The following is a 22,701-nucleotide window of genomic DNA, read 5'->3' as shown; positions in this document are numbered from 1 at the left end:
AACCGCCCCGTGCACGATTCATCCCCCGTCCACCGGCGATCCGCACACGGTTCGTATGCAATCGGTGCGGACGTCGTACGCATTCGGTCCACACCGGTGCGCCGGACCGTCCACCTCATCCATTCGAGTGCCATTCGAGTGAACGCGGACAGGAGCGGCCATGCCCACACCCCATCAGTCATCGACGGAGCAGCTAGAAAGGACCGAACCCCACCGTCGCGGCGCGCGCTTTCAGCCCTCCGCGCCCCTTTCGCGCCCTGTCGAGTCCGAGCTCCAGCCCCCAGGTGATTTCATGATCGGTCGCATTCCCGTCCTCGATGTCCAGCCGCTCGTCGACTGCGGCAGAAGGCCCGCCAAGGCCGTCGCCGGAGAAACCTTCCAGGTCACCGCGACCGTCTTCCGCGAAGGCCATGACGCGGTCGCGGCCGACGTCGTGCTGCGGGACCCGAGCGGGCGCCCCGGCCCCTGGACGCCGATGCGCGAGCTCGCTCCGGGCACCGACCGCTGGGGTGCCGACGTGACTCCTGAGGCGGAGGGCCGCTGGACGTACACCGTCGAGGCCTGGAGCGACCCGGTCACCACGTGGCGGCACGCGGCGCAGATCAAGATCCCGGCGGGGATCGACACCGCACTCGTCCTGGCGGAGGGCGCCGAACTGTTCGAGCGGGCCGCCGAGGGCGTACCCAAGCGGGACGGGCGCGAGTCGGTGCTGGCCGCGGTCGACGCCCTGCGCGACGAGTCCCGGCCGGCCGCTGCCCGGCTGGCCGCGGCCCTCGCCCCCGAGGCGTCCGCCGCGCTGGCCCGTCACCCCCTGCGTGAGCTGGTCACCGCGTCACGCCCGCACCCCCTCGTCGTCGAGCGCCGGCGCGCGCTGTTCGGCTCCTGGTACGAACTGTTCCCCCGCTCCGAGGGGGCGAGGTTCGAACCGGTCAAGGCGCCCCGGAAGGGTCGTACGGCCAAGGGGGCCGCCGCCCCGAAGCCGCCCCGGATCATCAGCGGCACGTTCCGCACGGCGGCCGAACGACTGCCCGCGGTCGCCGCCATGGGGTTCGACGTGGTCTACCTCCCGCCCATCCACCCCATCGGCACCACCCACCGCAAGGGTCCCAACAACTCCCTCTCTCCCGCGCCGCACGACGTGGGTGTGCCGTGGGCGATCGGTTCGGCCGAGGGCGGTCATGACGCGGTCCACCCCGATCTCGGCACCCTGGAGGACTTCGACCACTTCGTCGAGACGGCCCGCACCCTGCGTATGGAGATCGCACTGGACTTCGCCCTCCAGTGCTCGCCCGACCATCCGTGGGTGGAGAAACACCCCGAGTGGTTCCACCACCGCGCGGACGGCACCATCGCCTACGCGGAGAATCCGCCGAAGAAATACCAGGACATCTATCCGATCGCCTTCGACAAGGATCTGCGGGGGATCGTCACGGAGACCGTGCGTATCCTGCGATTCTGGATGGACCACGGCGTACGCGTCTTCCGGGTCGACAATCCGCACACGAAGCCGGTGATCTTCTGGGAGAAGGTGATCGCCGACATCAACCGCACCGACCCCGATGTGATCTTCCTGGCCGAGGCGTTCACCCGCCCGGCGATGATGCGCACCCTTGCCGCCGTCGGATTCCAGCAGTCGTACACCTACTTCACGTGGCGCAACACCCGGCAGGAAATCACGGAGTACGTGACCGAGCTGTCCGGTGAATCCGCCTCCGTCATGAGGCCCAATTTCTTCGTGAACACCCCCGATATCCTTCCCGGTCATCTCCAGGAGGGCGGCAGGCCGGCCTTCGAGGCACGGGCGGTGCTCGCGGCGACCCTCTCCCCGTCCTGGGGGGTGTACGCGGGGTACGAGCTCTGCGAGAACACCCCCGTCCGCAACGGCAGTGAGGAGTACCTCGACTCGGAGAAGTACGAGATCCGCCCCAGGGACTGGGAGGCCGCCGAGCGCGAGGGCCGGTCGCTGGCCCCGCTCATCACCACACTCAACCGGATCAGGCGCCGTCATCCGGCGCTGCAGCAGCTGCGTGACGTGCACTTCCACTCGTCCGACAACGACGCCCTGATCGTGTACAGCAAGCGCTCCGGTTCGAACATCGTTCTGACTGTCGTCAACCTCGACCCGCACCACACCCAGGAGGCGACCGTCTCGTTGGACATGCCGCGACTCGGCCTCGAACGGCACGAGAGCGTGCCGGTGCGCGACGAGCTCACCGGCACTTCCTATCACTGGGGCAGGACCTTCTATGTGCGTCTGGAGCCGGGCGTCACGCCCGCGCACATCGCGGTCCTGCGACCGTCCCCGCCGACCGGAGGGTCACCCACACCATGATCGTCAATGAGCCCGTCCACGACAAGTTCGAGGACACCCCGGCCAAGGACCGCGATCCCGACTGGTTCAAGCGTGCTGTCTTCTACGAGGTCCTCGTCCGGTCCTTCCAGGACTCCAACGGCGACGGCATCGGAGATCTGAAGGGAATCACCGCCAAGCTGGACTATCTGCAGTGGCTGGGCGTCGACTGCCTCTGGCTGCCGCCGTTCTTCAAGTCACCGCTGCGCGACGGTGGTTACGACGTCTCCGACTACACAGCCGTGCTGCCGGAGTTCGGCGACCTCGCCGACTTCGTCGAGTTCGTCGACGCCGCGCACCAGCGTGGCATGCGCGTGATCATCGACTTCGTCATGAATCACACCAGCGACCAGCACGACTGGTTCCAGCAGTCCCGTACCGACCCCGACGGTCCGTACGGCGACTACTACGTCTGGGCCGACGACGACAAGCAGTTCCCGGACGCCCGGATCATCTTCGTCGACACCGAGACGTCCAACTGGACGTTCGACCCGGTGCGCAAGCAGTACTACTGGCACCGGTTCTTCTCGCACCAGCCCGACCTCAACTACGAGAACCCGGCGGTGCAGGAGGAGATCATCTCCGCGCTGCGCTTCTGGCTGGACCTCGGCATCGACGGCTTCCGGGTCGACGCCGTGCCCTACCTCTACCAGCGCGAAGGCACCAACTGCGAGAACCTCCCCGAGACCCACGGCTTCCTCAAGCGGGTCCGCAAGGAGATCGACGCCAACTACCCGGACACCGTGCTGCTCGCCGAGGCCAACCAGTGGCCCGAGGACGTCGTCGACTACTTCGGCGACTACCAGGCCGGCGGCGACGAGTGCCACATGGCGTTCCACTTCCCGGTGATGCCGCGGATCTTCATGGCCGTACGGCGCGAGAGCCGCTACCCGGTCTCGGAAATCCTGGCCAAGACACCGGCGATCCCGTCGAGCTGTCAGTGGGGCATCTTCCTGCGCAACCACGACGAGCTGACGCTCGAAATGGTCACGGACGAAGAACGCGACTACATGTACGCGGAGTACGCCAAGGATCCGCGGATGCGGGCCAACATCGGGATCCGCCGCCGCCTCGCGCCCCTGCTGGACAACGACCGCAACCAGATCGAGCTGTTCACCGCCCTGCTGCTGTCCCTGCCCGGCTCCCCGATCCTCTACTACGGGGACGAGATCGGGATGGGCGACAACATCTGGCTGGGCGACCGGGACGCCGTACGCACCCCGATGCAGTGGACGCCCGACCGCAACGCCGGTTTCTCCTCCAGCGATCCGGGGCGGCTCTACCTCCCCACGATCATGGATCCGGTCTACGGCTACCAGGTCACCAACGTCGAGGCGGCGATGGCCTCGCCGTCGTCGCTGCTGCACTGGACACGGCGGATGATCGAGATCCGCAAGCAGAACCCGGCGTTCGGGCTCGGCTCGTACAACGAACTGCCCTCCTCCAACCCCGCCGTGCTCGCCTTCACCCGTGAGCACGGGGACGATCTCGTGCTGTGCGTGCACAACTTCTCGCGGTTCGCGCAGCCGACGGAGCTCGATCTGAGGTCCTTCAACGGGCGTCATCCGGTCGAGCTGATCGGCGGGGTGCGCTTCCCCGCCGTCGGTCAGTGGCCCTACCTGCTGACTCTCGCGGGACACGGCTTCTACTGGTTCCGGCTGCGGAAGGACGCACCGCCGAGCTGATGCGGCCCAAGGGCTGTCCCGCAATCCGTGGTGGATCGGCGCGCGGCGTCGGATGCGGTGCATCGCAAGGCGGAGGAGCGTCCGCATACTGGATGTATTCGGACGTTCCGACAACGCGGCGAGGTGCCGTAGCTGTCGTCGCGCGCCCGCCAGGGAATACGGGACAGCCCTTGGGCGTCCGGCACCACCGGCGGGGCGGTTTCCGCCGCCCCGCACGGGGCACTCTTCCCCCCATATCGAGCACTTCCGTAGCCTTCTTGGATCTTCCTGGCGTTTCGATCACTCCGAGTCGAGTCCGTACGGACCATCCTGACCCGACACGTCCCGCACAGCCGGACAGCCAAAGCCGCAATCCGGGACACTCTTCGCATCCTGTGGTGTGCCCGGGGAAAGGACGCGATGCCATGTCGGAGGCTGCATCCGCTCAGGTCACCCTGGCGAACAGCACAGCCCTGCTCCCGTCTCTCGGACCGCTGCTGCACGAATGGCTGCCCCGGCAGCGGTGGTTCGCGGGCAAGGGGCGGCCCATCACCGCCTTCTCGCTCGTCTCGGCGACCGAAATACTGCCGGTGGACCCCGGCGCGGCCGAAACCGGTCCCGGGCTCCTCCACCTCCTGGTGAGAGTCCATCAGCCCACGATGCCGGCCCAGCCTCCCCCGGACTGCTACCAGTTGCTGCTCGGTGTACGGTCCACGCTGCCCCCGCGGCTGGCGCCCGCCCTCATCGGGCAGGTGCCGGACGGACCACTGGCCGGCCACACCGTCTACGACGGCCTCCACGACCCCCGCCTCGCCTCCCTGCTGCTGGAGCGGCTGCGCACACCCGGCGGGCTCGGCGGCCTGCGCTTCGGCCGGGGAAAGGAGCCGATCCCCGCCGGGCTGACCCCCCGGGTGCTGGACACCGAGCAGTCCAACTCCTCGCTCGTGTACGGCGACTCCTACATCCTCAAGATCTTCCGCCGGGTGTTCCCCGGCACCAACCCCGATCTGGAACTGCCCCTCGCGCTCGCCCGTGAAGGATGCGGACGCGTCCCCGCACCGGTCGCCTGGTTCGAGGCCGCCGCGCCGGAACGTCTCACGCTCGGCGTGCTCCAGCCCTTCCTGCCCGGCGCCCAGGACGGCTGGCAGCTCGCCCTGCGCGCGCTGGCGGCGGGCGACGACTTCACGCACGAGGCCCACGCCCTGGGCCGGGCCACCGCCGAGGTGCACACCGCGCTCGCCGCCGCCCTGCCCACGCCGTCCCTGCAACGCGCCCAGACCGATCAGCTGGCCGCCGCCATGGTGCGGCGGCTGGAGGCGGCCGCCCACGCGGTGCCCGAGCTGGTCCCGTACGTACCCGGACTGCGTGCCGCCTTCGACGCCGTGACCGAACCGGGCCACCGGAGCCACGGCTGGACCGCCCAACGGGTGCACGGTGATCTCCACCTCGGCCAGACACTGCGCGGGACCGACGGTTTCTGGTCACTGATCGACTTCGAGGGCGAACCGGCCCGCCCGCTCCCGGAGCGCCGCAGCCCTCAGCCGCCGGTGCGCGACATCGCCGGAATGCTCCGCTCCTTCGACTACGCGGCCCGCTCGCACCGGCCCTGGAACGCCGCATGGGCGGCGCGCTGCCGGACCGCCTACTGCGACGGTTACGCGCAGACCACGGGCGTCGACCCCCGGGACGAGCCGGAGCTGCTGCGCGCCCACGAGACCGACAAGGCGGTCTACGAGGTGCTGTACGAGGCCCGCCACCGGCCCGACTGGCTGCCGGTCCCGATGGCCGCGATCCACCGTCTGGCGGCCGACGCCGACTGACGCGGCAAGGCACTCCCGTACCGCATCCGGCCCGCCGGCCCCCCTTTCCGCCCGCCCCGCCCCATCCACACCCTCCGAGGAGGCTGTCCCTGTGACCGCCCGCAAGCCGTCCCGCAACGCGTCCGATCCCGCCCAGCCCACCATCGACGCCCCTCTCCCCGTGGCCCCCCTCTCCTCGGCCCCCGCCGAGCACGCGGACGCCGCGGCCGGCCCGGCCACCGGGACCCTCGCACCGGTGGAGGCGGACGCACCGCCCGCCGGGGCCGCAGCACCACCGGTCAAGCGGGCGAAGCGGACGGCTGCCCCGCCGCGTCCCCGCCGCGCGGGCGGGCAGGGGGTCCGCCCGGCCCGGGTGCTCGACGACGGGGACCGGGCACGGCTGCTGGCGGGTGAGCACCACGCCCCGCACGAACTGCTCGGCGCCCACCAGATCCGCGGCGGGGTCACCTTCCGGGTGCTGCGCCCGTTCGCCCGCTCCGTCACCGTGCTCGCCAAGGGGCTGCGGGCCCAGCTGCTCGACGACGGCGACGGGTTCTTCTCCGGGCTCCTGCCGATGCCCGCGGTCCCCGAGTACCGGCTGCTGGTGGCGTACGACGACAACGAGATCGAGATCCACGATCCGTACCGCTTCCTGCCCGCGCTCGGCGATCTCGATCTGCATCTGATCGGCGAGGGCCGGCACGAGGAGCTGTGGACCGCGCTCGGCGCCCGGACCATGGAGCACCAGGGCGTCACCGGCACCCGGTTCACCGTGTGGGCGCCCAACGCCCGCGGGGTGCGCGTCAGCGGGGACTTCAACTACTGGGACGGCACCGGATTCCCGATGCGTTCGCTCGGCTCCACCGGGGTGTGGGAGCTGTTCCTGCCGGCGATCGGGGAGGGGGCGCTGTACAAGTTCGACATCTGCCGCCCGGACGGCTCGCACACGCTGCGCGCCGACCCGATGGCCCGCCACGCCGAGGTCCCGCCGTCCAACGCCTCCGTCGTGACGGCCGCGCACCATGTGTGGCAGGACCAGGAGTGGATGGCCCACCGCGGGGACGTACCCGTGCACGAGGCGCCGCTCTCGGTCTACGAGGTGCACCTGCCGTCCTGGCGCCCCGGCCTCACCTACCGCCAGCTCGCCGAGCAACTCCCCGCGTACGTACGCGATCTGGGCTTCACGCACGTGGAGCTGATGCCGGTCTCCGAGCACCCCTTCGGCGGCTCCTGGGGCTACCAGGTCACCGGCTTCTACGCCCCGACGTCCCGGATGGGCTCGCCCGACGACTTCCGCTTCCTCGTCGACGCGCTGCACGGAGCCGGGATCGGCGTCATCGTCGACTGGGTGCCCGCGCACTTCCCGCGTGACGACTGGGCGCTCGCCGAGTTCGACGGCCGCCCGCTGTACGAGCACTCGGACCCGCAGCGGGCCGCCCACCCGGACTGGGGCACGCTCGAATTCGACTACGGCCGCACCGAAGTGCGCAACTTCCTCGTCTCCAACGCCACTTACTGGTGCGAGGAGTTCCACATCGACGGGCTGCGGGTCGACGCGGTCGCCTCGATGCTCTACCTCGACTACTCACGCGAGGACGGGGAGTGGTCCCCGAACGAGCACGGCGGCCGCGAGAACCCGGACGCCGTCGCCTTCCTCCAGGAGATGAACGCGACGGTCTACCGCCGCAACCCCGGCGTCGTGACGATCGCGGAGGAGTCCACCGCCTGGGACGGCGTCACCCGCGCCACCCATCATGTCGGCCCCGGCGGGTTCGGCGGTCTCGGGTTCGGCCTGAAGTGGAACATGGGCTGGATGCACGACTCGCTGGAGTACGTGTCGAAGGAGCCGGTGCACCGCAAGTACCACCACAACGAGATGACCTTCTCGATGGTGTACGCGTACAGCGAGAACTACGTCCTGCCGATCTCGCACGACGAAGTCGTGCACGGCAAGCGGTCGCTCGTCAGCAAGATGCCCGGCGACTGGTGGCAGCAGCGCGCCAACCACCGCGCCTATCTCGGCTTCATGTGGGCCCACCCCGGCAAGCAACTCCTCTTCATGGGGCAGGAGTTCGCGCAGGGCGCGGAGTGGTCGGAGGGGCACGGCCCGGACTGGTGGCTGCTCGACCCGTCATACGCGGCGGAGAGCGACCACCGGGGCGTCCGGACGCTGGTCAGCGATCTGAACACGGTGTACGGGGCGACGCCCGCGCTCTGGCAGCGCGACACCGTCCCCGAGGGCTTCAGCTGGATCGAAGGCGGCGCCGCGGAGGACAACGCCTTCGCGTTCGTGCGCTACGACGCGGCCGGATCGCCGCTGATCGCCGTCTCCCACTTCTCCCCGGTGGTGCGCCACGACTACCGCATCGGTGTGCCGGACGGGCCGGAGGCCTGGGTGGAGGTCCTGAACACGGACGCGGCGCAGTACGGCGGCGGCGACGTGCGCAACGAGGAGCCGCTGAAGCCGGAGGCGGTGGGCGCACACGGCAGGGACACCAGCATCACGCTGACGCTCCCGCCGCTGGCGACGGTGTGGCTGCGGCCCGCCTGAGCGGGCGGCGCCGGAGTGAGGGCAGGGCCGGTGGGGGCGGGGTGCGCCCCCACTCCCCCAACCTGCCCCCACTCCCCCAACCTGCCGACAGGCCGACAGGCCGACAGGCCGACAGGCCGACAGCGGACCGTTGACCCGGTCGTCGAGCAACACGAAGCTGCGCTGGATGTGGCGCCTTCCTTGCTGCTCGAAGCCCCAGTCGTAGGCGACGACGCCCCCCACCTGAGGGCCCGCGGCCCGAAGTCGGCCGTCCCGCAGGACGGTCACCAGCTGTCCCGGGCGTGCCATCGAGTCAGCCGCGGCGCCCAGGCTGCCATGGGGCACCACGGCCGCCGGAAGGCGCCGCCGACGGTCCGCGCCGTCGAAGACCACGGTGTACGTCCGGACCCCCTGCGGGCGACGTCGGAGCGAGGCCGGGACCGCACCGCGAAGGGTGTGGCACGGACCCCCTTCCGAGAGCTGTCCGCCGGGGCGTGGGCCGGTCCTCAGAACGCCGCCGGCAGCACGTCCTCGAGCTCCTGGAGCAGACGGCGCTTGGGGCGGGCGCCCACCATCGACTTCACCGGTTCGCCGTCCCGGAAGACCATCAGGGTCGGCATCGACAGCACGGCGTAGCGGCCCGTGATCTCCGGGTTGTGGTCCACATCGATCTGCACCACCTTGAGCCGGCCGGTCTCCTCCTCGGCGATCACGCCGAGCACCGGGGCCAGCTGACGGCAGGGGCCGCACCAGTCGGCGGTGAATTCGACGAGGACCGGCAGACCGGCTGCCAGCACCTCGGCGTCGAACGTCGTGTCGGTGACCTCGGCGACACCTTCTGCGTGGATCATCCTTCGTCCTCCCAGTTCAGTTCACAACGTGGTTCGGGCCCGCCCGGCAGCTCGGCGGACGTCTCGATCTCGGCGCGGGCCAGCTGGGCACCCACCTCTGTGCGGACCGACTGCAACTGGCCGATGAGCGCGTCCAGCTCGCCGAGCTTGCGCCGGTAGACGGCCAGCGAGGCCGGGCAGGCGTCGCCCGCCGAATGGCCGGCGCGCAGACAGTCGACGAAGGGGCGGGTCTCCTCCAGATCGAACCCGAAGTCCTGAAGGGTCCGGATCTGCTGGATGAGCCGCAGGTCGCCCTCTTCGTAGGTGCGGTATCCGTTGTCCGCACGGCGTGCGGACAACAGCCCCCGTGACTCGTAGTACCGCAGCGTCCGTGTCGTCGTCCCGGCGCGTTCGGCCAGCTCCCCGATTCGCATACCCCGACGGTAATCCTTGACGTCGGCGTCAAGGCAAGGGCGGACAGGCACACGAAGGCGGCCGGTACGGGAGTCCCGACCGGCCGCCACGGCAACGCGTTACACCTTCGCGAGCGAGGGCTGCTCCTCGCCGCCGTCCCTGGCCTCCGGGACGTACGGCTCGGCGGGGCCCTCGTCCGCGAGCATGCTCTCGTCGAACGGAAGCGCTCCGGAGAGGACCTGGTCCACCCGTGCCCGGTCGATCTCCTTGGTCCAGGTGCCGACGAGCACCGTGGCCACCGCGTTGCCCGCGAAGTTCGTCAGGGCGCGGGCCTCGCTCATGAAGCGGTCGATGCCGACGATCAGGCCGACGCCGTCCACCAGCTCGGGACGGTGCGACTGGAGGCCGCCGGCGAGGGTGGCGAGGCCTGCGCCGGTGACGCCCGCCGCACCCTTCGAGGCGATCACCATGAAGACCAGCAGCGAGATCTGCTCGCTGATGCTCAGCGGGTCGCCCGTCGCGTTGGCGATGAACAGCGAGGACATCGTGAGGTAGATCGCGGTGCCGTCGAGGTTGAAGGAGTAGCCGGTCGGCACGGTGATGCCGACGACGGGCTTGCTGACGCCCATGTGCTCCATCTTCGCGATGAGGCGCGGCAGCGCCGACTCGGACGAGGAGGTGGAGAGGATGAGCAGGAACTCCCGGCCCAGGTACTTCAGCAGGGAGAAGATGTTGAGCCCGGCCACCAGGCGCAGGATCGTACCCAGGATCAGGAACACGAAGAGCGCGCAGGTGATGTAGAAGCCGATCATGATGACCGCGAGGGACTTCAGCGCGTCCACGCCGGTCTCGCCGACCACGGCCGCCATCGCGCCGAACGCGCCGACCGGGGCCATCCACATGATCATGGCGAGGATACGGAAGACGAGACGCTGGATGTGGCCGATGCCGCGCAGGACCGGCTCGCCGGCCGATCCCATGGCCTGCAGCGCGAAACCCGCGAGCAGGGCGATGAGCAGGGTCTGGAGAACCTCGCCGGCGGTGAAGGCCGACACCATGGTGTCGGGGATGATGCCGAGCAGGAAGTCCGCTGTGGACTCGCTGTCCCCCGCCTGCGCCTCACCCGCGGCGCGGGTCGCCTCGGTGATGTGGAGGCTGGAGCCGGGCTCCAGGATGTTGCCGACGACCAGGCCGATGGCCAGGGCGACGGTCGACATCACCAGGAAGTAGCCGAGGGCCAGACCGCCGACGGCGCCGACCTTGGCGGCCTTGCGGACCGAGCCGACGCCCAGCACGATCGTGCAGAAGATGATCGGCGAGATCATCATCTTGATGAGGTTGACGAAGCCGGTTCCGATCGGCTTGAGCTCGACGGCGGTGTCCGGAGCGACGAGGCCGACCACAATGCCGAGCCCCACCGCCGCGATCACGGCAAGATACAGATACTTCGTACGGTCCCGCTTGGCGGCGGCCACTCCCACGGGGGTCTCCTCGGCTCGTTCTTGTCCCTCCCCCGTCCCTGGGGGCCCCGGCGACTATCCCGCCTCTTGTGACGCCGGTCACCCTTGCGTGCATTTCGTTCATTTGTTTTCAGCCAGGCAGACTGTGAGGATGCGCTTCCCCCGTACCCGCCCGCGCAGCCTGGCGGGCCAGCTCTTCGCCATGCAGGTGGTGCTGGTCGCGGCCGTGGTGGCGGGGTGCGCGTTCTTCGCGTACGTCTCGGGCAGCGGTCAGGCCAAGGAGACCGCGACCCGGCAGGTGCGGGCGGCCGCACTGGCGATCGCCGGTTCGCCTTCGGTACGGGAGGCGATCCGCACCCCGGACCCGTCGGCCGTGCTCCAGCCGTACGCGGAGCAGGTCCGCAAGGACACCGGGATCGCCTTCGTCACCATCATGGATCCGCACCGGGTCCGCTGGACGCATCCGGACGCCGACCAGATCGGCGCGACCTTCCTCGGGCACACCGCACGGGCCCTGCGCGGCGAGACCTTCTCGGAGACGTACACCGGCACGCTCGGCCCCTCGATACGGGTCGTCACGCCGATCCGGGACGGCGGCAGGATCGTCGGCCTCGTCAGTGCGGGCATCACGGTCGAGCGGGTCTCCTCGCAGGTGCGGGCCCAGCTGGGTGCGCTGGGGCTGGCGGCGGGCGCGGCGCTGGCGCTCGGCGGTCTCGGCACGTACGTGATCAACGCCCGGCTGCGGCGGCACACCCACGGGATGAACGCCGCCGAGCTGAGCCGGATGCACGCCTACCACGAGGCCACCCTGCACGCGGTGCGCGAGGGGCTGCTCATGCTCGACGGGCAGCGCAGGATCGCCCTGATCAACGACGCGGGGCGCGAGCTGCTGGGCCTGGCTCCCGGCACGGTCGGGCGCCGGGTCGCCGAACTCGACCTGCCGGCCCCACTGACCGGGGCCCTGCTCGCCTCCGAGGAGCGGGTCGACGAGGTGCATCTGACGGCGGACCGGGTGATCGTGGTCAACACCCGTCCGGTGGTGGGCGGGGAGCGGCGCGGCACCGTCGTCACCCTGCGGGATCACACGGAACTCCAGGCGCTCTCCGGCGAACTGGACTCCGAGCGCGGGTTCACCCAGGCCCTGCGCTCGCAGGCGCACGAGGCGGCGAACCGGCTGCACACTGTGGTCTCGCTGATCGAGCTGGGCCGGGAGCAGGAGGCGGTCGGCTTCGCCACGGCGGAGCTGGAGCTGGCCCAGGTCCTCACCGACCGGGTCGTGGACGCGGTCGCCGAACCGGTGCTCGCGGCACTGCTGCTCGGCAAGGCCGCGCAGGCGAACGAGCGCGGGGTGGAGCTGGTGCTGGCGGACGACAGCCTGATCGACGACGGCTCCCTGCCCGCGACGCTGCCGCAGCGCGACCTGGTGACCATCCTCGGCAATCTGATCGACAACGCGGTGGACGCGGCGTCGGAGGCGGTGACCGGTACCCCCGGCACCGGTTCCGACGGCGTCCCCGTCCAGCGCACGGGTCCCCGGCCGGCCCGCGCCCGGGTCACGGTCACCGCACTCGCCGGCGACGGGGAACTCCTGCTGCGCGTCGCCGACAACGGGGCGGGCGTCGGACCGGCCGACGCCGCGGAGGTGTTCCGCCGCGGCTGGTCGACGCACGGCGCCGGCCGCGGGCTCGGCCTGGCGCTCGTCCGGCAGGCCGCGCACCGCAACGGCGGGGCCGTGGTGCTGGAACAGGGACCGGACGGCGGCGCGGAGTTCACCGTGCGGCTCCCGCTGCCGCGGGACAGCGGCGCCCGGAAGGAGGCGGCCCTGTGAACCCCGTGATCCGGGTGCTCGTCGTCGAGGACGACCCCGTCGCCGCCGACGCCCATCAGCTGTACGTGGACCGGGTCCCGGGATTCTCCGTGGCGGCCGTGGCGCACACCCGCGCCGAGGCGGTGCGGGCCCTGGACCGTGTCCCGGTCGACCTGCTGCTCCTCGATCTGTATCTGCCCGACGGGCACGGGTTGCAGCTCCTGCGTGCGCTGCGCGCGGCCGGGCACGCGGCCGATGTGATCGCGGTGACCTCGGCGCGCGATCTGGCCGTGGTCCGCGAGGGGGTCTCGCTCGGCGTCGTCCAGTACGTGCTGAAGCCCTTCACCTTCGCCACGTTGCGCGACCGGCTCGTCCGCTACGCCGAGTTCCGCTCCACGGCCGGTGAGGCGAGCGGCCAGGACGAGGTGGACCGAGCCCTGGCCACCCTGCGCACCCCGCAGCCGGCCCGCCTGCCCAAGGGCCTCAGCAGCCCGACCCTGGAGGCGGTGACCCGTGTGCTGCGGGCGGCCCCGGACGGCGTGACGGCGGCGGCGGCCGGACTGGAGCTCGGCATCTCGCGCATCACCGCTCGCCGCTATCTGGAACACCTCGTGACGGCCGGCCGGGCGGTACGCAGCCCGCAGTACGGACAGATCGGACGCCCGGAGCTGCACTACCGGTGGCTCGCGGAAGGGCGCTGAGCGGGGTCCGCGGCGACCCGGAGGAGGCCCCCCGGCCTGGACGTTCCTACGAGCCGTGATCTGGGGCGAACACACCGTAGTCATATGCCCCCCGGCCTCTTACGGTGGGGCCGTGCACCCCACCCCGCCTTTCAACGCCCCCGCCGCGCGCAGACTGCGCGAGGCCCTGGGGATGACTCCCGGCCATGTCGCCTACGGTCTCGGCGCCCAGTACGGACTCCGGATCAGCGCCGAGACGGTCGTCGACTGGGAGCGCGGGCTCGCCCGGCCGACCGAGTACGAACTCACGGCTCTGGCAGGGGTCTTGTGGTGCGCCCCGGGCGAACTCCTCACCGCTGCCAGAACGCTCCGCGAGCACCGGATCGCCCGGGATCTGACCATGGACGAGCTGGCGGGGCAGCTGGGGATGTCCGTGTCCGCGTATCTGCGGATGGAGGAATCGGGCAAGTGGCGGGGCAACGAGCGCCAGTCCGCCGCCCTCAGCGAGGCGCTGGGACTCGGCGCCGCCGCGTTCGTGACGGTCTCCGGACGGGACGAGGAACTGGCGGAGCTGCTGTGCAGCGCGGTGAAGACCCGCTGGCAGGCGTACGTACGACCGGTGTCCAAGCTCGCGCCCCTGGGCCGCCCTCAGGTCCAGAGCGCGCTGGAGCGGCTGCACGCCGACTATCAGGCGCTGATGGCGTCCACGCTCAGCTGGAGCAGCACGGGCACGGAGCGGGCGGGCGCCACCGGGGACGCCGGGCGGGCGTTCCTGGCGGGGATCGTGGACCGGTTCTGGGAGACGGCGGAGGCGTAGTGGCCCGTCAGGCGGGGTCCGCCGCGCTCCCGGCCCGCAACCGGCCCTGGAGGACGGCGAAGGCCGTACAGCTGACGGGCAGGACGACGGCCGCGGTGACCAGGATGCCGACGGCGACGGGGGCGAGGATGCCGGCGTAGTACGCGGCGAAGAAGTTGCCCGTGGCCTGTTCGAGGAGGTCCCGCACGAGGGGCCGCAGCGGCAGGGCGAGTTGCACGACCAGCCGGAGCACCCCGGCGGTGACGGCGGCCAGCGGCAGCGCGAGGGCGAGGACACGGAACGCCCCGGCACGCGTCCACGCCATCGCCCAGGAACGGCGCAGGGCCGCGCGGGCACCGAGACCGTCGGCGGCGGCGGCCGGGGCGAGCGTGAGGGCGAGGCGCAGCACCACGGCGAGGAACGCGGCGGGCACGGGAGAGAACTCGACGAGGGTGTGGGCCCACGATCCGCGTTCCAGAATCTGATCCTCGGTGTCGAGATGAAGGCCCGTGAGACGGTCCGCCACGACAGCGACGAGCAGTGGCAGGGGCCACACGATCAGGCCGCGCAGCACGTACACGGCGAGCACCGGCCGCAGCCGCGCGGAAGGCCCGCGGGACTCCGCCGCCACCGCCCGCGAGCAAGCGGCTTGCAGGGCCGCGCTGCCGGTACCGAGGAGAAGCAGGAACAACGGGAGCGTCCAGAGGGCGACCGGCACCAGGCCGCTGAGGTCGTGCAGGTAGGGGTCCTCGATCTGGTGGTACCGGATGCGTTCGTTCCGCATGTGGGTGAACAGCGGCCACGCGAGCGCGAATATCGCGGCCGTCATCAGCAGCCCGGCCAGTCCGGCCGCACCGGCGACCCGTAGGGTCGCACCCGCCAGGACGCCCCGGTTGTGCCGCAGGACCTCGAATACCGAGGCGGCCGGACCGCGTTGCCCGCTCCCGATCGCCGTCGGCGCCGTGCGGTCGTGCTGTGTGCGCATGGGACGAGCCTTCTGTACGTACCGGATCCGTTCGCTCCGGTGAAGGACGCCGAACGGACCCGGTGCGGTTCTCCGGACGCGCCCTGCTTCGGCGTGGCCCGCCGGGCGACGCGCGTACTACCCGACGGCTGGTGCGTTTTCACGGCTCCCGGCGAAGACACTGTGCCGATGGAACGAGTACGCCTTGCTGACCGCCTGGACGAAGTCGGCCAGGGCCGGCGCCGCCCGCGGAGCGACACCCCCGAGGTGTGGTCGGCGGATCGCCGGACGGGTGCCACCGTGCCGTCAACGAATCCGTCTGGCCAGCACCTGCCCCGGCCAGACGCCGGACAGGAAGCGTTCCGTGGCGGTGAAGCCGTTGCGCACGTAGTACGCGACCAATTCGCCTCCGCCGCCCGCCCAGCAGTCGACCCGCAGCAGTTCCACCCCGGCCCGCCGGGTTTCCTCGGCGGCATGGGCCAGCAGAACCGCCCCGATGCCCAGGCCCGCGTGTTTTCGGTCGCTCACCAGCAGCCGGACGTACCGCTCCGGCACGTCGGCCGGTGCGATCGGTATCTGTGGGCCGGGGCCGGTGTCCAGCACCAGGGCTCCGGCTGTCGCGCCGTCCAGCTCTGCGATGTACGAGGTGTTCTCGGTCGTGTAGCGCCGAACCCGTTCCGGCCCGCCGGGCTTCTGGGAATACGGCGTCGTACCCCATTGCCCGGTGTTTCCGCGAGCGTTCATCCAGGCCACCGCGGAGTCGAGCATGCCGAGAACAGCCGGTGCGTCGGCCGGGCCCCCCGGCCTGATCCGTAGGTCGTGCGCGTTGAGGGTCACGGCCGGAGTCTATGGACCGTCCCGTAATCCGTGGTGGATCAGCGCGCGGCGTCGGATGCGGCGCATCGCAAGGCGGAGGAGCGTCCGCATCCCGGATGTATTCGGTTGCTCCGGCAACGCGGCGAGGTGCCGTAGCTGTCGTCGTGCGCCCGCCGGGGATTGCGGGACAGCCCTCAGGGAGACGCACGACTCGGCGGAGCGTAATCGCAGCGGCGGAGAACGGACGGGCCCCGGCCGTCCCACCTGGGACTGCCGGGGCCCGATCGTCGCCATGCCGGTACCGGCACCGGCTCAGAAGACCGATTCGGCCTCGTGCATCCGGGCCACCGGCACCGTCTTGAGCTGGGTGACCGCGTCCGCCAGCGGCACCATCTCGATGTCGTTGCCGCGCAGGGCCGTCATGTTCCCGAAGTCGCCCCGGTGCGCAGCCTCCACCGCGTGCCAGCCGAAGCGGGTGGCGAGCACCCGGTCGTACGCGGTCGGGGTGCCGCCGCGCTGGACGTGGCCGAGGATGACCGGGCGGGCCTCCTTGCCGAGGCGGGTCTCCAGTTCCACGGCGAGGCGGTTGCCGATGCCCTGGAAGCGCTCGTGGCCGTACTGGTCGATCTCGCCCTTGGCGTACGGCATGGAGCCCTCGGCCGGGTGCGCGCCCTCGGCGACGCAGATGACCGCGAACTTCTTGCCGCGCGCGAAGCGTTCCTCGACCATCTTGACCAGGTCCTCGACCTGGAACTTCCGCTCGGGCAGGCAGATTCCGTGCGCACCGCCGGCCATGCCGGACTCCAGCGCGATCCAGCCCGCGTGGCGGCCCATCACCTCGACGACCATGACGCGCTGGTGGGACTCGGCGGTGGTCTTCAGCCGGTCTATGGCCTCGGTGGCGACGCCCACGGCTGTGTCGAAGCCGAAGGTGCGGTCGGTGCCGGAGATGTCGTTGTCGATGGTCTTCGGGACGCCGACGACGGGCATGCCTGCGTCCGACAGCATCCGGGCGGCCGTGAGGGTACCCTCACCGCCGATCGGGATCAGTGCGTCTATCCCGTAACGGCGGCTCAGCTCGGCGCAGTTCTCCGCCGCCTCGCGCAGCCGGTCGCGCTCCAGGCGGGCCGAGCCGAGGATGGTGCCGCCGCGGGCGAGGATGCCGCTCACCGCGTTGAGGTCGAGGGGACGGAAGTGGCCGTCGAGGAGGCCCTTGAACCCGTCCTCGAAGCCGATGACCTCATCGCCGTGACCCACCACGGCACGGTGCACGACCGAGCGGATCACTGCGTTCAGGCCTGGGCAGTCGCCGCCTGCGGTGAGAACTCCGATGCGCATCGTGCTGTATCTCCTGTTCGCTAGACCCTCATCCGCCGGGAAGGCCCTGGGGCCGTCCTGTGCTGTGCGGGCCGGGGCAACGGCGTCATCCCCCGTACCGTGAGTCCAGAGGATTGTCCCACGTCAGGTCCGTACCTCGCGCTTTCGGCTGCTCCATGGGCGTCCGGACCGGCTGCGGTGGTGGCTACGACGGCCGCGACCAGGGGCTTTCGTCCGGCGGGCGGCCTCTCGGTCCCCGCAGGTATCGTCAAACAGGCGATACCACTCGAACCGGACAACATACCGGACAAGAGATGACGGGAGAGCACGCGTGACGCGCAGCGTGTACGTGACCGGGATCGACCGGGGAGACGGCCGACAGGTCGTCGACCTGGGAGTCATGGAGCTCCTGACGCGCCAGGTGGACCGGGTCGGGGTCTTCCGGCCCCTGGTCCACGACGACCCCGACCGGCTCTTCGAACTGTTGCGGGCCCGCTACCGGCTCTCCCAGGACCCGGGCACCGTCTACGGGCTCGACTACCACGAGGCCTCCGCGATCCAGGCAGAACAGGGTACCGACGAACTGGTCTCGCGGCTCGTCGAGCGCTTCCACCGGGTGGCCGCGGACTACGAGGTCGTCCTCGTCCTCGGCACCGACTTCGCCGCCACCCAGCTCCCCGACGAGCTGGCGCTGAACGCCCGCCTCGCCAACGAGTTCGGCGCCTCGGTGATCGCGGTGGTCGGCGGCCAGGCCCAGGACGCGGAGTCGGTGAAGGCCGAGACGCGCAACGCCTACCGCGCGTACGCCGGGCTCGGCTGCGACGTGCTGGCGATGATCGTGAACCGGGTGGCCTCCGCGGACCGCGACGTCATCGCGGAGCGGCTCTCGGCGACGCTGCCGGTGCCCTGCTCCGTGCTGCCCGACGACCCCGCCCTCTCGGCGCCCACGGTCGCGCAGATCACCGCGGCGCTGGGCGGCACGGTGCTGCTCGGTGACGACGCGGGGCTGGCGCGGGACGCGCTGGACTTCGTGTTCGGCGGTGCGATGCTGCCCAACCTGCTGAAGGCGCTGACGCCGGGGTGCCTGGTGGTGACCCCAGGGGACCGTTCGGACCTGGTGGTCGGATCGCTCGCCGCGCACAGCGCCGGGACGCCGCCCATCGCGGGCGTGCTGCTGACGCTGAACGAGCGGCCGGGCGAGGAGATACTCAAGCTGGCCGCACGACTCGCACCGGGTACCCCGGTCGTCTCGGTGGCCGGCGGTTCCTTCCCCACGGCCGGGGAGCTCTTCGCCCTGGAGGGCAAGCTGAACGCGGCGACGCCGCGCAAGGCCGAGACGGCACTGGGACTCTTCGAGCGACATGTCGACACAGGCGCCCTCCTCGACGGGATCTCGGTCGCCCGCAGCGGCCGGGTCACGCCGATGATGTTCGAGCACGAGCTGCTGGAGCAGGCGCGCGCGGACCGGCGCCGGGTGGTGCTGCCGGAGGGCACGGAGGAACGGGTGCTGCGCGCCGCCGACGTGCTGCTGCGGCGCGACGTCTGCGACCTCACGCTGCTCGGCGACCCCGACGTCATCCGCAAGAAGGCCGCCGACCTGGGCATCGACCTGGCCGGCACCCAGCTGATCGACCCGCAGACCTCCGAGCTGCGCCAGCCGTTCGCGGAGCGGTACGCGCAGCTGCGCGCCCATCGCGGGGTGACGGTCGAGCTCGCGTACGACGTCGTCTCGGACGTCAACTACTTCGGCACCCTGATGGTCCAGGAGGGGCTCGCGGACGGCATGGTCTCCGGGGCCGTGCACTCCACGGCGGCGACGATCCGGCCGGCCTTCGAGATCATCAAGACGAAGCCAGGGGACCCCTCCCGGGGCGAAGCCTCTGGGGGAGCCTCGATCGTCTCGTCGGTCTTCTTCATGTGTCTCGCCGACAAGGTCCTGGTGTACGGCGACTGCGCGGTCAACCCGGACCCGAACGCGGAGCAGCTCGCGGACATCGCCGTGCAGTCCGCGGTCACCGCCGCCCGCTTCGGCGTGGAACCCCGGATCGCGATGCTCTCGTACTCGACCGGCACGTCGGGGTCGGGCGCCGACGTCGACAAGGTCCGCGAGGCGACGGACCGGGTGCGCGAGAGCCGCCCGGACCTGATGATCGAGGGCCCGATCCAGTACGACGCCGCGGTGGAGCCGAGCGTCGCCGCGACGAAGCTGCCCGGCTCCGAGGTGGCTGGCCAGGCGACGGTGCTGATCTTCCCGGACCTGAACACCGGCAACAACACCTACAAGGCCGTGCAGCGCTCGGCGGGCGCCGTGGCCGTCGGCCCGGTCCTCCAGGGGCTGCGCAAGCCCGTCAACGACCTGTCCCGGGGCGCGCTCGTCCAGGACATCGTCAATACCGTGGCCATTACGGCGATCCAGGCACAGGGCGAGGAGCGACCCGCATGACCACTCCGACCACCGAAGGCACCACCTCACGGCCGGGCCGGGTGCTCGTCCTCAACTCCGGATCCTCCTCCGTGAAGTACCAGCTCCTCGACATGCGCGACCACTCCCGGCTCGCGTCCGGCCTGGTCGAGCGGATCGGCGAGGAGACCTCCCGGCTCGTCCACACCCCGCTGGCCGGCGGCGGTGGCGAGAGCCGGGAGCGCACCGGCCGGATCCCCGACCACGAGGCGGCGCTCAAGGCGGCGGCCGAGGAGCTGGCGGCCGACGGGCTCGGCCTGGACTCCCCCGAACTGGCGGCGATCGGCCACCGGGTGGTGCACGGCGGGCTGCGGTTCACCGAGCCGACCGTGATCACCGACGAGGTGCTGAAGGAGATCGAGCGCCTGGTGCCGGTGGCGCCGCTGCACAACCCGGCGAACATCACCGGCATCCGCACCGCCCAGGCGCTGCGCCCCGACCTGCCGCAGGTCGCGGTCTTCGACACCGCGTTCCACACGACGATGCCGGAGTACGCCTCGCGGTACGCGATCGACGTGGAGACAGCCGACGCCCACCGGATCCGCCGCTACGGATTCCACGGCACGTCGCACGCGTACGTCTCCCGCAAGGCGGCCGAGCTGCTGGGCAGCGCCCCCGAGGACGTGAACGTCATCGTGCTGCACCTGGGCAACGGCGCCTCGGCCTCGGCCGTGGCGGGCGGCCGGTGCGTGGAGACCTCGATGGGACTGACCCCCTTGGAGGGGCTGGTCATGGGTACGCGTTCCGGAGACATCGATCCGGCGGTCACCTTCCACCTCAAGCGGGTGGCGGGCATGTCGGCGGACGAGATCGACGTACTGCTGAACAAGAAGAGCGGGCTGGTCGGCCTCTGCGGCGACAACGACATGCGGGAGATCAGGCGCCGGGTCGACGAGGGCGACGAGCGGGCCGCGCTCGCCTTCGACATCTACGTGCACCGGCTGAAGAAGTACATCGGCGCCTATTCGGCGGTCCTCGGGCGGGTGGACGCGGTCGTGTTCACGGCCGGGGTCGGGGAGAACTCGGCTCCGGTACGGGAGGCTGCCATCGCGGGTCTGGAGGAGCTCGGCCTCGTGGTGGACGCGGATCTCAACGCCGTACGGTCCGGCGAACCGCGGCTGATCTCGCCGAATTACGCACGGGTCGCGGTCGCCGTGGTGCCGACGGACGAGGAGCTGGAGATCGCCGGCCAGACCTTCGCACTGGTCGACAACTGAGCACCCCCGCGCCCCTTTGTATCTTCCACCAGACGGAATATTCCGCAGCGAAACAAACCGATAGGATCCGCCTCATGCGCCGTTCCAAAATCGTCTGCACCCTCGGTCCCGCCGTCGACTCCCATGAGCAGCTCGTCGCTCTGATCGAGGCCGGCATGAGCGTGGCCCGATTCAACTTCAGTCACGGTTCCCACGCGGAGCACCAGGGTCGTTACGACCGGGTCCGCAAGGCCGCCGCCGAGACCGGCCGGGCGGTCGGCGTGCTCGCCGACCTCCAGGGCCCGAAGATCCGCCTCGCGAAGTTCGCCGAGGGCCCCGTCGAGCTGGTCCGCGGGGACGAGTTCGTGATCACCGCCGAGGACGTCCCCGGGGACAAGTCGATCTGCGGCACGACCTACAAGGGCCTGCCCGGCGATGTCGCCAAGGGCGACCCGATCCTGATCAACGACGGCAACGTCGAGCTGAAGGTCGTCTCCGTGGACGGCCCCCGCGTCCGCACCATCGTCATCGAGGGCGGGGTGATCTCCGACCACAAGGGGATCAACCTGCCGGGTGCGGCGGTCAACGTCCCCGCCCTGTCCGAGAAGGACATCGACGACCTGCGCTTCGCCCTGAAGATGGGCTGCGACCTGGTCGCGCTCTCCTTCGTGCGGGACGCGAGCGACGTCAAGGACGTCCACAAGGTCATGGACGAGGAGGGCCGCCGGGTCCCCGTCATCGCCAAGGTCGAGAAGCCGCAGGCCGTCGACAACATGGAGGGCATCATCGCGGCGTTCGACGGCGTGATGGTCGCCCGTGGCGACCTCGCCGTCGAGTACCCGCTGGAGAAGGTCCCGATGGTGCAGAAGCGCCTGGTGGAGCTCTGCCGGCGCAACGCCAAGCCGGTGATCGTGGCGACCCAGATGATGGAGTCGATGATCACCAACTCGCGCCCGACCCGCGCCGAGGCGTCCGACGTCGCCAACGCCATCCTGGACGGTGCCGACGCGGTCATGCTGTCCGCCGAGTCCTCCGTGGGCGCGTACCCGATCGAGACGGTCAAGACGATGTCGAAGATCGTCGTCGCCGCCGAGGAGGAGCTGCTCTCCAAGGGCCTCCAGCCGCTGGTGCCGGGCAAGAAGCCCCGCACCCAGGGTGGTTCGGTGGCCCGCGCGGCCTGCGAGATCGCGGACTTCCTGAACGGTGAGGCGCTGGTCGCCTTCACCAAGTCCGGCGACACCGCCCGCCGCCTCTCCCGCTATCGCGCCGCCCAGCCCATCCTGGCCTTCACCACGGACGAGTCGACCCGCAACCAGCTGGCCCTCAGCTGGGGCGTCGAGGCCTACGTGGTCCCGCACGTGGACAACACGGACGCCATGGTGGACCTGGTCGACGCGGAGCTGCTGAAGCTGAACCGCTACAGCAACGGCGACACGATGGTCATCACGGCCGGCTCGCCTCCCGGCATCCCCGGCACGACCAACATGGTGCGCGTGCACCACGTGGGCGGCCAGAGCCGCGACCTGAGCAGGAGCTGGTGGGCTTGACGTAGCCCTTCGGGAAGCGTGCCATCAGTTCACTCCGGTGGGAGGGATCGGCCGTCCCGGCACTTGGGGA

General features: G+C 70.8%; 16 protein-coding genes. 10 read left to right on the top strand and 6 right to left on the bottom strand.

Features of this window, described 5'->3' with window-relative positions:
* The first annotated feature begins 292 nt into the window (after positions 1-292).
* The 4 genes from ABT025_RS29085 to glgB all read left to right on the top strand — a co-directional run bounded on the left by ABT025_RS29085 (position 293) and on the right by glgB (position 8,364).
* Positions 293-2,332 carry an alpha-1,4-glucan--maltose-1-phosphate maltosyltransferase gene (locus ABT025_RS29085; protein ID WP_351000757.1) on the top strand — a complete coding sequence of 680 codons (2,040 nt, stop codon included), beginning with the start codon at positions 293-295 and terminating at the stop codon, positions 2,330-2,332.
* Positions 2,329-4,035: a maltose alpha-D-glucosyltransferase gene (gene treS / locus ABT025_RS29080; protein WP_351000748.1), complete on the top strand. Its 1,707-nt coding sequence runs from the start codon at positions 2,329-2,331 to the stop codon at positions 4,033-4,035. The genes ABT025_RS29085 and treS overlap by 4 nt, the downstream gene beginning before the upstream one ends.
* Positions 4,036-4,439: 404 nt before the next feature.
* Positions 4,440-5,834 (top strand): maltokinase N-terminal cap-like domain-containing protein, encoded by a 1,395-nt coding sequence (locus ABT025_RS29075; protein ID WP_351000745.1) that lies wholly within the window; start codon positions 4,440-4,442, stop codon positions 5,832-5,834.
* Between the two features lie 91 nt (positions 5,835-5,925).
* Positions 5,926-8,364 carry a 1,4-alpha-glucan branching enzyme gene (glgB, locus tag ABT025_RS29070; protein WP_351000742.1) on the top strand — a complete coding sequence of 813 codons (2,439 nt, stop codon included), beginning with the start codon at positions 5,926-5,928 and terminating at the stop codon, positions 8,362-8,364.
* Positions 8,365-8,849: 485 nt separating this feature from the next.
* Here the strand turns inward: glgB and trxA are convergent, their stop codons facing one another.
* The 3 genes from trxA to ABT025_RS29055 all read right to left on the bottom strand — a co-directional run bounded on the left by trxA (position 8,850) and on the right by ABT025_RS29055 (position 11,068).
* Positions 8,850-9,194, bottom strand: a complete 345-nt coding sequence (gene trxA, locus ABT025_RS29065) for a thioredoxin (RefSeq protein ID WP_351000740.1) — start codon at positions 9,192-9,194, stop codon at positions 8,850-8,852.
* Entirely contained in the window at positions 9,191-9,607 is a 417-nt protein-coding gene (locus ABT025_RS29060) for a MerR family transcriptional regulator (RefSeq protein ID WP_351000737.1), read from the bottom strand. The genes trxA and ABT025_RS29060 overlap by 4 nt, the downstream gene beginning before the upstream one ends.
* Positions 9,608-9,706: 99 nt before the next feature.
* Complete coding sequence (locus tag ABT025_RS29055; RefSeq protein WP_351000735.1) at positions 9,707-11,068, bottom strand: cation:dicarboxylate symporter family transporter; 1,362 nt, start codon at positions 11,066-11,068, stop codon at positions 9,707-9,709.
* A gap of 130 nt (positions 11,069-11,198) precedes the next feature.
* On the opposite strand from ABT025_RS29055, the gene ABT025_RS29050 reads away from it, so the two are divergent.
* The 3 genes from ABT025_RS29050 (at position 11,199) to ABT025_RS29040 (ending at position 14,351) form a co-directional block, all read left to right on the top strand.
* Entirely contained in the window at positions 11,199-12,875 is a 1,677-nt protein-coding gene (locus ABT025_RS29050) for a sensor histidine kinase (protein ID WP_351000732.1), read from the top strand.
* A gap of 5 nt (positions 12,876-12,880) precedes the next feature.
* Positions 12,881-13,555 (top strand): response regulator, encoded by a 675-nt coding sequence (locus ABT025_RS29045; protein WP_351000810.1) that lies wholly within the window; start codon positions 12,881-12,883, stop codon positions 13,553-13,555.
* Positions 13,556-13,727: 172 nt separating this feature from the next.
* Positions 13,728-14,351, top strand: a complete 624-nt coding sequence (locus ABT025_RS29040) for a helix-turn-helix domain-containing protein (RefSeq protein WP_351000807.1) — start codon at positions 13,728-13,730, stop codon at positions 14,349-14,351.
* Between the two features lie 7 nt (positions 14,352-14,358).
* Here ABT025_RS29040 and ABT025_RS29035 read toward each other — a convergent pair whose 3' ends face one another.
* The 3 genes from ABT025_RS29035 to ABT025_RS29025 form a co-directional block, all read right to left on the bottom strand.
* A complete protein-coding gene (locus tag ABT025_RS29035) occupies positions 14,359-15,315 on the bottom strand; it encodes a hypothetical protein (RefSeq protein ID WP_351000730.1) in 957 nt (318 codons plus the stop codon).
* A 285-nt stretch (positions 15,316-15,600) separates the two neighbouring features.
* Entirely contained in the window at positions 15,601-16,062 is a 462-nt protein-coding gene (locus ABT025_RS29030) for a GNAT family N-acetyltransferase (RefSeq protein ID WP_502972054.1), read from the bottom strand.
* Positions 16,063-16,422: 360 nt separating this feature from the next.
* Complete coding sequence (locus tag ABT025_RS29025) at positions 16,423-17,448, bottom strand: ATP-dependent 6-phosphofructokinase (protein ID WP_351000723.1); 1,026 nt, start codon at positions 17,446-17,448, stop codon at positions 16,423-16,425.
* A 310-nt stretch (positions 17,449-17,758) separates the two neighbouring features.
* On the opposite strand from ABT025_RS29025, the gene pta reads away from it, so the two are divergent.
* From pta to pyk, 3 genes are all read left to right on the top strand, one after another.
* Positions 17,759-19,870, top strand: coding sequence for a phosphate acetyltransferase (pta, locus tag ABT025_RS29020; protein WP_351000721.1), 2,112 nt, complete (start codon positions 17,759-17,761; stop codon positions 19,868-19,870).
* A complete protein-coding gene (locus ABT025_RS29015; protein WP_351000718.1) occupies positions 19,867-21,105 on the top strand; it encodes an acetate kinase in 1,239 nt (412 codons plus the stop codon). The genes pta and ABT025_RS29015 overlap by 4 nt, the downstream gene beginning before the upstream one ends.
* A gap of 74 nt (positions 21,106-21,179) precedes the next feature.
* Positions 21,180-22,631, top strand: a complete 1,452-nt coding sequence (pyk, locus tag ABT025_RS29010; protein ID WP_351000715.1) for a pyruvate kinase — start codon at positions 21,180-21,182, stop codon at positions 22,629-22,631.
* Positions 22,632-22,701: the final 70 nt, after the last annotated feature.

This window comes from Streptomyces sp. NPDC002809 (assembly GCF_040295435.1).
Lineage (GTDB): Bacteria > Actinomycetota > Actinomycetes > Streptomycetales > Streptomycetaceae > Streptomyces.
The sequence above is the reverse complement of the archived record's forward strand: the minus strand, read 5'-3'. Positions and strand labels throughout refer to the sequence as shown.